Source organism: Acinetobacter sp. YH01021, from assembly GCF_013420255.1.
Lineage (GTDB): Bacteria > Pseudomonadota > Gammaproteobacteria > Pseudomonadales > Moraxellaceae > Acinetobacter.
Window position 1 is genome coordinate 1 of record NZ_VOYO01000008.1, and the last position, 14823, is coordinate 14823.

At 44.8% G+C, this 14823-nt stretch carries 13 protein-coding genes; 8 read left to right on the forward strand and 5 right to left on the reverse strand.

Translation table 11 applies throughout. The features are described 5' to 3' along the window. Nucleotides 1–345: 345 nt before the first annotated feature. From FTT86_RS07770 to FTT86_RS07795, 6 genes are all read left to right on the forward strand, one after another. On the forward strand, nt 346–1764 hold the full coding sequence (locus FTT86_RS07770; protein ID WP_164543219.1) for a phosphomannomutase/phosphoglucomutase: 1419 nt from the start codon (nt 346–348) through the stop codon (nt 1762–1764). Between the two features lie 10 nt (nt 1765–1774). Further along, nucleotides 1775–2683, forward strand: a complete 909-nt coding sequence (gene argB / locus FTT86_RS07775; RefSeq protein WP_005104791.1) for an acetylglutamate kinase — start codon at nt 1775–1777, stop codon at nt 2681–2683. A gap of 131 nt (nt 2684–2814) precedes the next feature. After that, nucleotides 2815–3663 carry a class II glutamine amidotransferase gene (locus tag FTT86_RS07780; RefSeq protein WP_004646129.1) on the forward strand — a complete coding sequence of 283 codons (849 nt, stop codon included), beginning with the start codon at nt 2815–2817 and terminating at the stop codon, nt 3661–3663. Between the two features lie 275 nt (nt 3664–3938). Further along, a complete protein-coding gene (locus FTT86_RS07785; protein WP_164543218.1) occupies nt 3939–4394 on the forward strand; it encodes a bacteriohemerythrin in 456 nt (151 codons plus the stop codon). Nucleotides 4395–4537: 143 nt separating this feature from the next. Next, nucleotides 4538–5617 (forward strand): hypothetical protein, encoded by a 1080-nt coding sequence (locus tag FTT86_RS07790; protein ID WP_164543217.1) that lies wholly within the window; start codon nt 4538–4540, stop codon nt 5615–5617. Beyond that, nucleotides 5617–5949: an RnfH family protein gene (locus tag FTT86_RS07795; RefSeq protein ID WP_164543216.1), complete on the forward strand. Its 333-nt coding sequence runs from the start codon at nt 5617–5619 to the stop codon at nt 5947–5949. Before FTT86_RS07790 ends, FTT86_RS07795 begins: the two co-directional genes overlap by 1 nt. Before the next feature lie 100 nt (nt 5950–6049). On the opposite strand, the gene FTT86_RS07800 is transcribed toward FTT86_RS07795, so the two are convergent. Then, nucleotides 6050–6448 (reverse strand): outer membrane protein assembly factor BamE, encoded by a 399-nt coding sequence (locus FTT86_RS07800; protein ID WP_004279275.1) that lies wholly within the window; start codon nt 6446–6448, stop codon nt 6050–6052. Between the two features lie 112 nt (nt 6449–6560). Between FTT86_RS07800 and fur the strand changes: the two genes are divergently transcribed. Continuing rightward, on the forward strand, nt 6561–6998 hold the full coding sequence (fur, locus tag FTT86_RS07805) for a ferric iron uptake transcriptional regulator (protein WP_005096051.1): 438 nt from the start codon (nt 6561–6563) through the stop codon (nt 6996–6998). 67 nt (nt 6999–7065) lie between these two features. Here fur and FTT86_RS07810 read toward each other — a convergent pair whose 3' ends face one another. Both FTT86_RS07810 and FTT86_RS07815 read right to left on the reverse strand, forming a co-directional pair. Continuing rightward, nucleotides 7066–8187, reverse strand: a complete 1122-nt coding sequence (locus FTT86_RS07810; RefSeq protein WP_004279277.1) for a PilT/PilU family type 4a pilus ATPase — start codon at nt 8185–8187, stop codon at nt 7066–7068. Nucleotides 8188–8217: 30 nt separating this feature from the next. After that, complete coding sequence (locus FTT86_RS07815) at nt 8218–9255, reverse strand: type IV pilus twitching motility protein PilT (protein WP_004279279.1); 1038 nt, start codon at nt 9253–9255, stop codon at nt 8218–8220. A gap of 123 nt (nt 9256–9378) precedes the next feature. Here FTT86_RS07815 and FTT86_RS07820 point away from each other — a divergent pair, with 123 nt between their 5' ends. Next, nucleotides 9379–10068 (forward strand): YggS family pyridoxal phosphate-dependent enzyme, encoded by a 690-nt coding sequence (locus FTT86_RS07820; protein ID WP_164543220.1) that lies wholly within the window; start codon nt 9379–9381, stop codon nt 10066–10068. A gap of 31 nt (nt 10069–10099) precedes the next feature. On the opposite strand, the gene FTT86_RS07825 is transcribed toward FTT86_RS07820, so the two are convergent. After that, nucleotides 10100–11206, reverse strand: coding sequence for an acyltransferase (locus FTT86_RS07825; protein ID WP_180087560.1), 1107 nt, complete (start codon nt 11204–11206; stop codon nt 10100–10102). Nucleotides 11207–11211: 5 nt separating this feature from the next. Next, on the reverse strand, nt 11212–14817 hold the full coding sequence (locus FTT86_RS07830; RefSeq protein WP_180180942.1) for an AAA family ATPase: 3606 nt from the start codon (nt 14815–14817) through the stop codon (nt 11212–11214). Nucleotides 14818–14823 lie beyond the last annotated feature (6 nt).

A 14823-nucleotide genomic window follows, 5' to 3' on the forward strand; every position in this document is an offset into this window, starting at 1 on the left:
ACTTTCAACTTTTGCCAGTGTTGATCTGTCAGCATGGTACGAGGCATAGCGAATAGTAAAATTGGGTTTGGCGATTTGATTTTACTACTTCGCTATTTTTTTAAGCTAAAAGTGTCAACACACCCTAATCAGATGAAACTCAAAATAAATATAATTAAATAATCATTGTTTAATTACAAGAATCCTATAATTCTAAAGTTGTAGATTATATTTTTATAATTGATTGTTACATTGAAATCGTTTAAAAATAGCGGGTCTTAAAACAAAAACAAATGTTTAAAGTCATTATGATGAAATCATCATTTTAAATCTCCTTATTTTAATGAATAGTGAAAAGACATTTTTATGGGATCTATGAATCATCCATTCCCCATGCATATCTTTCGTGCCTATGACATACGCGGTAAAGTCAGTCTCTTAGGTGCCGGGATTATTGATGCAATTGCCCACGGTTTAGCCCAGCAGTATCAGGCTGCGGGACAGACACGTGTCGCCATTGGTTATGATGCACGCATCAGTAGTCCGGCTTTTGCCGACACGATTGCCCGTATTTTTAAAGATTATTCGCTGGAAGCCACTATTGTAGGTTGTTGTTCCAGCCCAATGCTATATTTCACCGCACGCCAGTTTGATGGCAATGGCATTATGGTCACTGCCAGTCATAATCCTAAAGAAGATAATGGTATTAAATGGATTATTGATGGTGAACCACCTTGTCCTGAGATGATTCAACAGGTGGCCCAACTGGCAAAGTCACATTGCGATAGCCAGCTAATTACTTTAGCTGAACTGCCGCATCAGATTATTCCAGAGTTTTGCCTGCAGTATCAGCAGGGAATATTAGAAGATATTCAATTAAAGCGCTCATTTAAAGTGATTCTGGATGGTCTGCATGGCTCAGCCGGACGTTGTGCTGACTTGGTACTCAGAAAAATGGGCTGTGAAGTGATTGCTTTACGTTGTGAGGCGAATGGACATTTTCCGGATCATGCGCCGGATCCTTCGCAAGACAAACATCTTGAGACTTTACGTCAAACCGTCATGCAACAGCAGGCTGATCTCGGTATTGCCTTGGACGGTGATGGCGATCGCTTGGTTCTGATTGATGAACATGGTCAGATTATTACAGCCGATCAGTTATTGTGCCTGTTTGCTGAAATTTGCCTAAGCGATTCAGCACCACGCCAATTTGTTTATGATGTGAAATGTTCAACTCTGGTTCACGATACAGTGCAACGTCTGGGCGGGGAACCGGTGATGATTCGTACCGGCAGTTCATTTCTCAGAACCTATCTGAACCAGTCTCAGCATCAGGCGATTTTTGGTGGGGAATATGCCGGACATTATGTCTTTAATGATGGTCGCGGTTGGGGCTATGATGATGGACTCTATGCAGCGCTCAGAGTCATGGAATATTTAGACCAAACGGGGCAAACTCTCGCGCAGGCCTTGGCAGCTTATCCAAAACGGTATGGTACTGAAGATCTTTATATTTCAACGCGTCAAGTACGTCCAGTTGAGCTTTTAAACTTCGTTGAACAGCAATCCGCAAGAATTCATGCGCAAATCAGTAAAATTGATGGGATACGTCTTGATTTTGAGGATGGTTTTGGCATCATTCGAGCATCCAATACAGGTGAGTATTTCACGGTGCGCTTTGATGCCAATAATGCCCAAGGTCTGAATGAAATTCGTCATCTGTTTGTAGCCATGTTGCGTGACCGTTATCCAGAGATCGCTCAAGACATTTTAGATGCTCAATAAGGAGAGGCGAATGCCAAATCAACAAACAGGCATCGACAAAGCACAGATTTTGACAGAAGCTTTGCCGTATATTCAACGCTTTGCGGGTAAAACCCTGGTGGTAAAATACGGCGGTAATGCGATGACCGATCCTGAGCTGGAAAGTTCATTTGCACGTGATATCGTATTATTAAAAACAGTCGGCATTAATCCGATCGTGGTACATGGCGGTGGTCCGCAAGTCGATTCCATGCTGAAACAGCTGGGCCGTGAATCAGATCGTATTGACGGCATGCGCGTGACTGATCCTGCGACCATGGAAGTGGTCGAGATGGTACTTGGCGGTAGCGTTAACAAATCTATCGTGAACCTGATCAACCAGCATGGTGGCCGTGCGATTGGTCTTACCGGTAAAGATGGTAACCTGATCCGTGCACAAAAACTGTTGATGGAAAAAGTGGCTGAAGATGGTTCGGTTCAGCAAATTGATCTGGGTCTGGTCGGTGAAGTCGTTGGCGTAAAAACCGATGTTCTGGAAATGTTCACCAATAGTGACTTTATTCCAGTCATTGCCCCGTTAGGTGTCGATGAAGAAGGCAATACCTATAATATCAATGCCGATCTGGTCGCTGGTAAAGTCGCTGAAGCCTTAGGTGCAGAAAAACTGATTTTGCTCACCAATATCACAGGTGTGCTGGATGAAAATAAAAACCTGTTGACTGGTTTGACCACTCAAGAAGTCGATCGTTTAATTGAAACCGGCGTGATTTATGGTGGCATGATTCCGAAAGTGGGTTGTGCCCTGGATGCAGTAAAAGGCGGTGTCGTGAGTGCGCATATCGTGGATGGTCGTGTACCACATGCCAGCTTACTAGAAATTTTTACCGATCATGGTGTTGGAACCCTCATTACCAATCGTGCCAATCCACATCGTTCTTAATCCATTTTTTGCCAAAAAGAGTCTCAATAGAGGCTCTTTTTTATTTGGATTTATCAAACCCAGATATTTGAAATGACAGGAACAGTCATGCACAATAAGCTTCTAAGTAAATAGAGAGCTGAAACCAGACCATGTGCCAACTGCTCGGAATGAATTGTGCCACCCCGACGGATATTACTTTTTCCTTCCGCGGATTTTCCCAGCGGGCGGGCATTACCTCTGATCATGCGGATGGTTTCGGGATTGCTTTCTTTGAAGATAAAGCCTGCCGTCTGTTTGTTGATAACCAGTCTGCGGTTGAGTCGCCGATTGCCGAGCTGGTGCGTAATTATCCGATCAAATCACGTAATGTGATTGCCCATATCCGTAAAGCCACTCAAGGCAAAATTAATCTGGAAAACTCGCATCCTTTTAGCCGTGAACTTTGGGGGCGGCAATGGATTTTTGCCCATAATGGCGATTTATATGATTATTTTCCTGAACTGTCAGGGCGCTTTACCCCAGTCGGAAATACCGACAGTGAGCGTGCCTTCTGTTACCTGCTGGATCAACTGGTGAAACGCTTTGGCTATCATGAGCCGAAACTGGATCAGGTTTTCGATCTTCTAGCTGAAATTTCACCTGCAATCGCGGAGCATGGCACCTTTAATTTCTGCCTGTCGAATGGTCAGGCGCTGTTTAGCTATGCGATTACTAAACTCCACTGGCTGGTACGTGAATACCCGTTTAGACCGGCTCAGCTGATTGATATTGATGTCGAAGTGGACTTTAGTCAGGTCACGACCCCTGAAGATCGCGTCGCAGTGATTACCACTGAACCATTGACCCAGAATGAAGAATGGACTGCCTTCCAGCCCGGTGAAATGATCCTGTTTCAGCATGGGGCGAAAGTACGTTCTCAGTTGACGCATGTTGAACGTCTGGAACGTGAACGTCTTGATCCTTCCTTAAAACGCGTCACGCGAGCTGATCAATATTGAAATGCGATTAAAGACGGAGTTTAAACTCCGTTTTTTTATATTTAAAAAATAAGAAAAAATCTAAGAATAAATAAAGGTTTATTGCGGATTTTGGTTAATTAATATCTTAGCCTTTTACTCAGGATAAATTATTTTTAATTATATATAACAGAAACTTAAAATGAAAAAGCCGGATTTAGGCGGAAAGCCGACTAATTTGCTTCATTTTTATTTGAATCAATACGCTATATGCTCATTTTCACGTTATAAGTCCTTAATATTTATAGGTGGTCGTAATGAAAATGAAATGGGTTCCAGATTATAATACTGGTATCGATGTGATTGACGATCAGCACAAACGAATTCTCGATTATATCAACGAAATTGATGGAATTGATGCCAATACCGAGCGTGCCCGTATTAAACAGATTCTCGACAATATTATTGATTATACCCAGTCGCATTTCACCTTTGAGGAATCTCTTCAGGAAGAAGCCGGCTATAAATATCGGGTGCCGCATAAACGTGTGCATGACCTGTTTATTAAAAAAATCGAGTCTTATCGTGACCGTTTTGAACTGGGACAGTCCATTGAATCAGAGCTGCACGAAGTATTATCGAAATGGCTGATTAACCATATTCAGCATGATGACGCCGATTATGTCGGTGCCGTGAAAGAAAATATGATGGGGATCATCAAGGAAAAAGAAAAGAAAACAGGTAAAAACTGGTTGGCTCGTTTCTTTTCATAATAAAAGACGTAACGAGATAACAAAAATTAAAATCTAATTATAATTTTTGCGCAGCAAATCACTGTCATGGTGGTTTGCTTTTTGTTTTTGATTTTCACCGCTCCACAAGGCAAAATAGCGCTAGATTTTTATAGGAATGCATCATGCAGGACAATGCTATGTCAAAATGGTTATCGCCGCTGATGGCTTTCTGTTTATCGTTTATTATCATCGCGACGCTCGCACCGATAACCGGTATACAGATTGATCGTCAGATGGATTTCTGGATGCTCTGGTTGGCCTCCATGCTGATTCTGGCACTTCCAGTCTGCTACTTGGAAATTGCTTTGGCCAAGCGCTCTAAAACAACGCCATTACAGGCGCTTTCGACGCTGACCCGTGAAGCGGATGCGTCACAGAAATGGCGTATTGTCGGCTGGTTAAGTGTGATTTTTATTCCGTTTTTGGCAGGTGCTATGTTGAACAATGCCAGCAATGTTCTGGCGGTTGTTGCACTTGATCTTGCACCGAACCTTTTGTTGATCGGATTGGCAATTGCTGCGCTGGTCTTGTCACTGCTGCCGCGTCAAATTTTATTAGCTGTTACAATGATTGGTGTGCTGGCGTCTCTGGTTCTGGCCAATGTGATGGGAACTGCGCTACCTGCATGGCAAGTCACGCCAGTTGAGTTCTCGGAATGGGGCAATGCCACTGTATTGGCTTTGGTCGCAAGTGGTCTGGGCATGGGCTTGTACTGGCAGTCTAGCCTGAGCGCTGTACAACAACAGGATGTGGCCAGCAAGACGGTATTGCCGATCTGGATTGCGCAGCTCGTTGCTGTCATTGCATTTGCCTTCTTTGCTGTACAAGCGCAAATCCCTGCATTTACTTTGGTCGCAGCGATGGTGGTAGCTGCCGCATTAATGCTGCAAATGGCACGTGAACAATTACAGCAACGCCAGCTTCATCCTGCGATTCAATGGGCGATTGTGGCGGCGGTTACGCTGATCTGGGCTATTCCAAATCTAAGCCCAATTTTCAATGTGGTCTTGCTCGTCTGGGGCTTATTGATTTGTTTGATCTATGCATTATTTGCCGGCTGGATCATGAAGATCAGTCATTTGCGTAAATCAATGAATTTCAGCTCTGAAGCGTTTTATAACATTTGGCGTATTGCAGTACGTGTAGTGTTACCGGTCGGGATTATTCTGGCGATAGTCGCTGTCTTGGGACAATTCGTCTGATGAGTGAGGCGATGATCTGGGTGGCGTATGCGACGCCAGAAAAACAATTTCATCTAGCCCTGCCATTTCAGCCCGGCATGACGGCACTGGATGCGATTGAGCAAAGTAGAATCCGTGAGCAGGTCGAATTGCCTGAACTGTTATCTCTGGGCATTTTTGGCGTGCGTTTGCAAGATCATCAGCAGCCACTGGCAGCAGGGGATCGGGTGGAAATTTACCGAGCACTGGCCATCAATCCTAAGGATATCCGGCGTAAACGTGCCGAAAAAAATCCGGTAGGACGTTATGCCAGAGGCAATCTTTTAAGAAAGCTGAAACCGTCTTCCGAATAGAAAGCGGTTCGAATGAGCAGTAGTCTCAATGATCTGCTCAATCAATCAGCTTAATCAAAAAAGCCCCTGATGATTCAGGGGCTTTTTCATGAGAAACCGACTATAGTGGAGGAGCATTTAAAATTGCTTCTTTTGATCCTGGTAAGCCGGGTTGAGATTCCGGAATCGTCTCCAGACCTTCAACACGTTCCACGATACCAGACTGGTTAAAGTAGATTTTCAAATGCTGGCCCTGGGCTGCCGGGATCTTGGCTTTTTTAGCGTAGGTTCCTGGGGTATAGTTATAGATGTAGTCCCAACGTAAAGGATTCAGTGGATCGCTTACTGTTGGACTGCCCAGTAAGAAACGCACCTGTTGATGGCTCATTCCCACCTGAATTTTAGCGGCTTGTGCTTGGGTTAAAGGGGTTCCTTGTGGAATATCTACTTTATAAACACCTAATGTCGAACAGCCGACGAGCAATGAAGTGACGAATAACGTCAACATGATTTTTTGCATTTTGCTAAACTATCCCAAATTAATTATGATGCATTTGATCCAAGGATAGATCATACTGCATCTAAACTTTGTTGCATATTCCAACTTTGATTTTGTTGAGAGACCTTTTTACATGACTATTTCAAACCAAGATTTACGAAAAGCTGGGCTGAAAGTTACCCTTCCACGAATTAAAATATTAGAATTACTAGAAAATTCAAGACAACATCATTTAAGTGCGGAAGATATTTACAAGACTTTACTCGATCAGGGCGAAGATGTAGGTTTAGCAACTGTGTATCGTGTGTTAACGCAGTTTGAAGCAGCGGGCATCATCGAACGTCATAATTTTGAAAATAATCATTCAGTTTTTGAAATTATGCAGGAAGATCACCACGATCACCTGGTATGTTTAAATTGCAGCAAAGTTGTTGAATTTATTAATGATACGATTGAAAAAGAGCAGCATGACGTTGCCGAGAAATTTGGTTTTGAATTAACCGGTCACTCACTGAATCTGTATGGCTACTGCGATGCGCCTGCCTGTCAGGAAGTTTTCCGTAAAAAATAATTTGAGCGCTGGTTCAAACAAAAAACAGGCTTCATGGGAAGCCTGTTTTTTTATGCCTTCAAGATGATCAGGACTGACCATCAAAGGTAATGTTGGAATGCGCACGTAATAAGTGACTACCACCTTCTTCTGACAGCTTGATTTGCAGACGCAGGTCGTTTGGTGAATCTGCATGTTTCAGTGCATCTTTATAGCTGATCTGTTTGGCTTTATACAGATCATACAGCGCCTGATCGAAGGTCTGCATGCCCAGTTCACGGGAACGCTTCATCAGATCCTTGATCTCATGCACATCACCTTTACGAATCAAGTCGGCAATCAGTGGTGAGTTAATCAGAATCTCAATCGCTGCACGGCGACCATTACCATCGATGGTTGGAATCAGTTGCTGTGCCACAATGGCTTTCATGTTCAGGGACAAGTCCATGAACAGCTGATTATGTCGGTCTGCTTCGAAGAAATGGATAATCCGGTCAATCGCTTGGTTGGCGTTGTTGGCGTGCAGGGTAGCAAAGACCAGATGACCGGTTTCGGCAAAGGCAATCGCATAATCCATGGTTTCACGTGAACGGATCTCACCGATCAGAATCACGTCTGGTGCCTGACGCAGGGTATTTTTCAGGGCAATTTCAAATGAATCAGTATCGATGCCGACTTCACGCTGGGTGATAATACAGCCCTTATGCTGGTGAATAAATTCGATTGGATCTTCAATTGTAATGATATGACCTTTGGAATTTTCATTACGATAACCGACCAAAGACGCCAGCGAGGTTGATTTACCGGTACCGGTTGCTCCGACAAAAATAATGATGCCACGTTTGGTCATCGCCAGTTCTTTTAAAATTGGCGGTAACTTGAGTTCATCCATGGTCGGAATGACGGTTTCAATCCGACGCAGCACCATCCCCGGTTGATCACGTTGCTGAAAGGCACTGACACGGAAGCGGGCACTTTTATCCGGCGTGCTGATGGCAAAGTTACATTCACGACTGTCAGCAAATTCTTTACGCTGCTTTTCGGTCATGATGGAATGGAGTAGTTGTCCTACTGCCGCACCGGGTAATTTTACCGAGCCAATTGGTAAAATCTGACCATTAATCTTGATGGACGGTTCGACATCGGCAGTAATGAACAGATCCGATGCTTTTTTCTCCACCATATAATCGAGTAAGCCGTTAAAATCCATGTATATAAACCCTAATACAATTCAATTTTTTTATAAAAATGCTTCTGGCTGTTTGGCTGCAGTACGTGCAACTTGCGGGCTGATCAAACCTTTGGACACTAGCGTTTTTAGTGTCTGATCCAGCGTGGTCATGCCATAGTTGGCACCGGTCTGAATTGCTGAGTACATTTGTGCGACTTTGTTTTCACGGATCAGGTTACGGATCGCCGGAATACCGATCATTATTTCATGCGCTGCGACACGCCCACCGCCATTTTTCTTCAGTAGAGCCTGTGAAACTACGGCTTGTAGGGATTCAGATAACATGGCGCGTACCATGTCTTTTTCTTCGGCAGGGAATACGTCGATCACACGGTCAATGGTTTTGGCCGCTGAGGTGGTATGCAGCGTACCAAATACTAAGTGACCGGTTTCTGCGGCAGTTAATGCCAGACGAATGGTTTCAAGGTCACGCATCTCACCGACCAGAATAATGTCTGGGTCTTCACGTAATGCAGAACGTAATGCTTCATTAAAGCCATGGGTATCACGATGTACTTCACGCTGGTTAATCAGACATTTTTTGGACTGATGCACAAATTCGATTGGGTCTTCGACGGTCAGAATATGGTCATAGCGGTTGTCATTAATATAGTCCAGCATCGCCGCCAAGGTAGTTGATTTACCCGAACCGGTAGGACCTGTGACGAGGACCAGACCACGTGGATATTCACAGATATCCTTAAAAATCTGTCCCATGCCCAGATCTTCAAGCGTCAGGACTTTAGAGGGAATGGTACGGAATACTGCACCGGCACCGCGGTTCTGGTTAAATGCGTTGACACGGAAACGCGCCACGCCAGGCACTTCAAAAGAAAAGTCAGTTTCCAGATTTTCTTCAAAATCACGGCGTTGCTTGTCGTTCATAATATCGTACACCAGTTTGTGTACTTCTTTATGTTCCAGTGCAGGCAGGTTGATGCGACGAACTTCCCCATCGACACGAATCATTGGCGGTAAGCCCGCAGACAAGTGTAAATCCGACGCACCATTTTTAGCAGAAAATGCCAACAATTCTGTGATATCCATAAGGTCCCCGAGTTCATTAAAATGTTAATTATTTTGATAGAATAATAAGGCTTTCCCACAGCTTAACCAACACTTAGTTCATGGGCAAGGGAAAAAAAGATGAATGAAATGAGAACCCCATCAATGAATATGTTGCAACAGTCACGAAATCAGGTTTTAGTGCAAATTGAAACTGCCTGTATTCAGGCCGGCCGCGAAGCAGATGCGGTGCAACTGCTTGCCGTTTCCAAGACCCAGCCGAGTAGCGTGCTGGCAGAGATGTATCAGGCAGGGCAACGTGCTTTTGGTGAAAACTATTTGCAGGAAGCACTGGAAAAAATCACGGCACTGAAAGAGCTGGAGATTGAATGGCATTTTATTGGTCATGTGCAGCGCAACAAAACCAAGGCTCTGGCGGAAAATTTTGCCTGGGTACATGGAGTCGATCGCCTGATTATTGCCGAGCGTTTATCAAATCAGCGTGGAGATAATCAGTCCGCACTGAATATCTGTATTCAGGTGAATATTGATGGCCAGGATACCAAAGATGGCTGCCAGCCGGAAGAAGTCGCAGAACTGGTGGCACAAATCAGCCAACTGCCGAATGTACGTTTACGTGGCCTGATGGTGATTCCTGCACCGAATAATCCTCAAGCCTTTGCTGATGCCAAAGTTTTATTTGATGCAGTCAAAGTTCAGCATGCACACCCTGAAGATTGGGATACTTTAAGTATGGGCATGTCTGGGGATATGACCGAAGCGATTGCTGCGGGTTCTACCATGGTTCGTGTTGGCACAGCCCTATTTGGTGCACGGCCTAAAAAAGATGTATAAACTACTAATGTCAGTTTTTTGCAGCAAAGCGTTATCGCAGGGTATTGGATAACGCTTTTTTTCTGGCTGGTTCGAGCCATTTGGCCATTAACCAGGCAAAAACTATTAAGCTGCACATGCTGGCAAGCAAAGCTAAAATTGCTCCGCCCAGACCATAGGCCAAAGTTGCCGGAATACAGCCCAAAATAAATAAAAGTAATGGGAAATGGGTGACATACAAGGTATAGGAAAGGTCTGCGGATTGAACCCAGACCGGATGATAATGACTGCGTCGATGCTGGAGCTGTACCAGCCAACAGCTAAAGGCCAGACCCACACAGAAATTAAAAGGGGCAAAATTCGCAGCGCGGTATTGCTGGGCCTCATCAATCACCTGAAACTGGTAAGCATCAAAACAGGCGATTAGAAATGCCAAGCCGAATAGGGCTAATTTGACTGATTGTAAGCGGTTTAAAAAACGTAGCTGGATATATCGAAATGAACAGGCAAAGGCACTAAGCCAGACCAGAAAATAAATAAAAAACTGGATGTTCAGTAATGACAGTATAGCCAGAACCATAAAAAATCCGATTTTAGCGGTTTCCGAATTTTTTAAAAAAGGTAGGAATCCGGCCAGCACATAAAACCACACTTCATAGCTCAGGCTCCAGAGCGCAGCATTGGCTGAAACCGTTGGTGTTACAAAGCCATTCAAAAATAGCAGCGAACCAATGAATTCCATCATGTCTACACTATAGTCAGTCCGGATCATCATGCCAAAACTGTGTTGAAAAGCATGCGTGTGGCTGGTAAATAATAGTGGAGCAAGCAGATATAAAACCAGGGTCAACCCTATGGCAAACAGAAAGGGCGGTAAAATTCTGCGGCCACGCTGTCGGGCATAATGGTGCAGATTGAACTGACCATGCTGATGAATGTTGTACTGGATTGAATAGCCGATCAGATAGCCACTTAAGGCAAAGAAAATCATGACTGCAGCCTGCCCAAGCAGGCGTATCCATGAATAAATGCTGGTATCGAAAGGCCCAATAAATGCCTGAAAGCAGTGACTGAATAACACCACAATGGCACTGATACCCCGTAGGCTCTCAAGCTGTAGGCTGAAATAGTGCGAGAGCGTATTCGGGGCAGTGTTCATGATCCTTAGCCTATAATCTGAATGGTACTTGCACCTGCACCAACCGGTTTGACCTGAATCTGTACCGGAATACGTTCATGCATTTCCTGCACATGCGAGATTAATACAACTTTACGACCCTGACTTTGTAAATGATCCAGTGCATTCATCACCATATGTAACGAAGCAGGATCTAGCGTACCAAAACCTTCATCAATAAACAGTGATTCCAGTTTCATGGAGCCGGAGGCCATATTGGCAATCGCCAAAGCCAAAGCCAATGAAACCAGGAAGGTTTCACCCCCCGATAGGGACAGCACAGGGCGGACTTCACTATTCATGTCCAGATCAATAATCGCCAGACTCAGGCTATCCGGAATACGGTGTAACTGATAGCGGGGTGCCAACGGTTGCAACTGCTGATTTGCATATTCCACCAGAATATCCAGATGATGTTCCTGGGCAATTTTCTGGAATTTGGTACCTTCCTTATGTCCGATCAGGTCGTAAATACGACCCCAACGGTATTCTTCGGCTTTGATCTGCTCAATTTGCTGCTGATATTTGGCATAGGTGTTTTGATTATTGGCATTCATACGCAGTTTGGCATCAGTTTCATTGAGCACTTCCTGCTGCATTATTTTTTCCTGATGCAGCATGCCAAGTTTTTGTTCAATTTCCTCAAATTCATGTTCTGGCTGTAGTTTTAAATGGGCCTGATATTGTTCTTCAAGTAATTGCCAGGCTGTTCTGGCATTTTCGAGTGCCTGTTTCTGGTTGGCCAGATCCTGACGAATCCGTTGATGGTTGCTCAGATCAATACTGAGCCATTGTTCAATTTGAGCTGCCGTCACTTGCGGATGTGCTGCTTGCCATGCCTGAATATCTTGCTGATATTGAGCCAATTGCCGATCGATCTGCTGAAGTTGGCTGATAAATTCTTGCAATTTTAAGTGGGTTTGATGCCACTGTTTTTCAGCCTGCGCCGTGCATTGACGCTGTTGTTCTAAAGTCTGCTCTAAGGTTTTGGCTTGCTGATCCAGTGCATCACGCCATTCTGCAGCGACACGGTAGACTTGTCCTGCATGCTCTTTGGTCAGTTCAGCCAGCTGTTGACGCAGGTCTTTGCCTTGCTGAATCAACTGCTCTACAGACTGGCCCAATTGAGCAAAATTTTGCTGTTCCAATTGTAGTTGATACTGGCTCTTTTCCAATATTTGCTGCTGTTGATGCAGGTCAGATTCCAGCTGCTTTTGTACTGCCAAGTGCTGCATGCGCTGGTCTAATTGTCGTTGCAACTGAGGTAAGCAGAGCATAGGTGGCTGCGACTGGTACTGCTCGGGCAGTACGCTTAAAACTGGATGTATCAGCTGGTCGAGTTGCTGAAGTTGCTGTAGAGCCAGTTGTAATTGGTGCAATTGCTGTTGCTGTTGACGCCATTGGTGTAATTGTTGCTGGAGCTGTTGTTCCTGCTGTTGTGACAGTTCTAGCTGCTGGACCAGACTTTGAGTGTGATTCGCCAGTAACTGGATGAATGTAGGAAGATCATGGTGCTGCTCGGTAACCACTTCCAGTTTAAGTAGTTGAGATTTACAGTCAGCAGAGGATTGTTGAATCTGGTTTTGCAGGACCTGGCAACGCTCTTGCTGTTGCTCAATTACTGTTTGTGCTTTGGATATTTCAATGCGTTGCTGCTGCTGAGATTGCAGTTGCTGATCGAGCTGCTGTTTTGCCTGCCGTAACTGTTGCTCCTGTAACTGGCTCAGGCTCTGTTCCAGACGTTCATGGGCGGCATCGACAAAAGGATGGGCTGGGCTTCCACAGACCATGCATGGCTCATCCGGTTTTAACTGGGCACGAAGATCCTGCACACTTTGCGCATGCAATAAACGTTGCTGGGCTAGTATTTGTTCTAGGTGTTCATAGGCCTGTTGTCCAGCCTGAATCTGCTGATGCCGCCCCTGTTCGGCCTCTTGCTGCATTTTCAGTTGCTGCTGTTGGCTATGTACAGCAGATTGCAGTTGTTCAAATTCTTGTGATTGTTGAACGATTTGTTGTACCTGCTGTTGCAGCAGGTCGAGCTGACGCTGTTCCGCTTGACGTTGCTGACGCACTTCCTGAATGGTTTTGAGCTGCTCTTCCAGCTGTTCCAGACTATGATGCTGTTGTATCCACTGGTTCAGATTTCCTGAAAGTGCTGTAACGGTTTTTTTTAGTTCAGGCAAAGGCTGCTTCAGGCTATCCGGATTCTGTTGCTGCAGTTGCTGATACTGACGCATAAAGTCTTGTATGCGTTGCAAGGTACTTTGCGGTTCCAGATCGAGCACATTTAAAAAGCCAGATTCAGCCAATTGCTGTGCAACCTTTTCTTGCCGAGCTTGTAGTTGATTCAAAGTCTGTTGTTGCTGTTGCAGTTGTTCTTCTAAAGGCTGTAGACGAAGGGTTTGAAACTGGCTTTGCTCTGCATGCAGTTTTTTGTACTGCTCTGATACCGTATCAATTGCATGATCCAGTCTTAAACCTGCTTCCAGATGCGGTTTCAGGCCTTTGAAGTTCTGCTGAAACTGTTGTTGCTGTTGTTGTAAGGCGGTGAATTTGGCTTCTTCTGCTACAAAGCTCTGCTTAAGTTTTTCAAATTCCAGCGTAAATTGGGTGTGCTGGTGCTGAATCTGCTCTTTTTGAGGGGCTAGACGGGTACGACTGACAAACTGATCCCGGATCGACTGGAATTCATCTAGTTGCTCCAGTAGCTGTTGCTGTCCTGCAGACTTATTTACTGCATCCTGCTGTACTTCGTAGACTTCTTTTTTTGCATGGACTTCTGCATAGAGTTTATGTCGGTCCAGATGCCATTGTTTCTCATTTTCCAGTAGTTTTTCTGATTGCTGCAAATTCTGAAGTTGTAAAGACAAAGAGCTCTGCTGCTGTTGTAAAGCGCTGATGTCTTCTTCAGACAGAATTTCAATATGCCCGATCAGCTTTTCCAGATCGTTGCGCTTGTTTTTGACTTCGCTGAATTTCTCTGCGGCTTTCTGACTAACTAGACTGAAAATCTGCGAATTGGTGAGATATTCCAGTAAATCTGCACGCTCATTATCTTTGGCTTTTAAAAATGCGCCGACTTCCGACTGTGCGAGCAACACTGCGCGGGTAAACTGCTCAAAACTTAAGCCCACCAGTTTTTCAATGAGCGGGGTGACTTCCGATATTTTTTGCGTCAGTGTCGTGTCGTCATCCAGACATTTGACGTAGCGGTCTACTTTTAGATTGCCATCGACTTTCTGGCGTGCCCGTTTAATTTCCCAGCGTGCCATATAGCGTTTGCTGTCGAGTGCAATAAATTCCAGTTCGGCAAAACCATGCACGCAGCCACGGCGCAGAATATTCTTGGAATCCTTGATGGAAACATCCTGACCGCCAGCATCTTTCAGGCTGCCTGTCGCACCTTTTAAACGTGGAATTTCATTGTAAAGCGCCAGGCACATGGCATCGAGCAGGGTCGATTTACCGGCTCCGGTTTTTCCAGTGATTGCAATCAGGCCGGCATGTGTTAAAGGGCTGGATTCAAAATCAATATGATGGGTGCCAGTGAGGGAGGCCAGGTTGTTGAGACTCAAACGTAAAATTTTCATGGCCGA

What these genes read in the sequence shown, in the direction of transcription:
- argB (WP_005104791.1), top strand. Translation starts at nt 1,775, where the DNA reads ATGCCAAATCAACAAACAGGCATCGACAAAGCACAGATTTTGACAGAA.
- FTT86_RS07815 (WP_004279279.1), bottom strand. Translation starts at nt 9,255, where the DNA reads ATGGATATCACAGAATTGTTGGCATTTTCTGCTAAAAATGGTGCGTCG.
- FTT86_RS07785 (WP_164543218.1), top strand. Translation starts at nt 3,939, where the DNA reads ATGAAAATGAAATGGGTTCCAGATTATAATACTGGTATCGATGTGATT.
- fur (WP_005096051.1), top strand. Translation starts at nt 6,561, where the DNA reads ATGACTATTTCAAACCAAGATTTACGAAAAGCTGGGCTGAAAGTTACC.
- FTT86_RS07780 (WP_004646129.1), top strand. Translation starts at nt 2,815, where the DNA reads ATGTGCCAACTGCTCGGAATGAATTGTGCCACCCCGACGGATATTACT.
- FTT86_RS07830 (WP_180180942.1), bottom strand. Translation starts at nt 14,817, where the DNA reads ATGAAAATTTTACGTTTGAGTCTCAACAACCTGGCCTCCCTCACTGGC.
- FTT86_RS07825 (WP_180087560.1), bottom strand. Translation starts at nt 11,206, where the DNA reads ATGAACACTGCCCCGAATACGCTCTCGCACTATTTCAGCCTACAGCTT.
- FTT86_RS07810 (WP_004279277.1), bottom strand. Translation starts at nt 8,187, where the DNA reads ATGGATTTTAACGGCTTACTCGATTATATGGTGGAGAAAAAAGCATCG.
- FTT86_RS07790 (WP_164543217.1), top strand. Translation starts at nt 4,538, where the DNA reads ATGCAGGACAATGCTATGTCAAAATGGTTATCGCCGCTGATGGCTTTC.
- FTT86_RS07795 (WP_164543216.1), top strand. Translation starts at nt 5,617, where the DNA reads ATGAGTGAGGCGATGATCTGGGTGGCGTATGCGACGCCAGAAAAACAA.
- FTT86_RS07770 (WP_164543219.1), top strand. Translation starts at nt 346, where the DNA reads ATGGGATCTATGAATCATCCATTCCCCATGCATATCTTTCGTGCCTAT.
- FTT86_RS07800 (WP_004279275.1), bottom strand. Translation starts at nt 6,448, where the DNA reads ATGCAAAAAATCATGTTGACGTTATTCGTCACTTCATTGCTCGTCGGC.
- FTT86_RS07820 (WP_164543220.1), top strand. Translation starts at nt 9,379, where the DNA reads ATGAATATGTTGCAACAGTCACGAAATCAGGTTTTAGTGCAAATTGAA.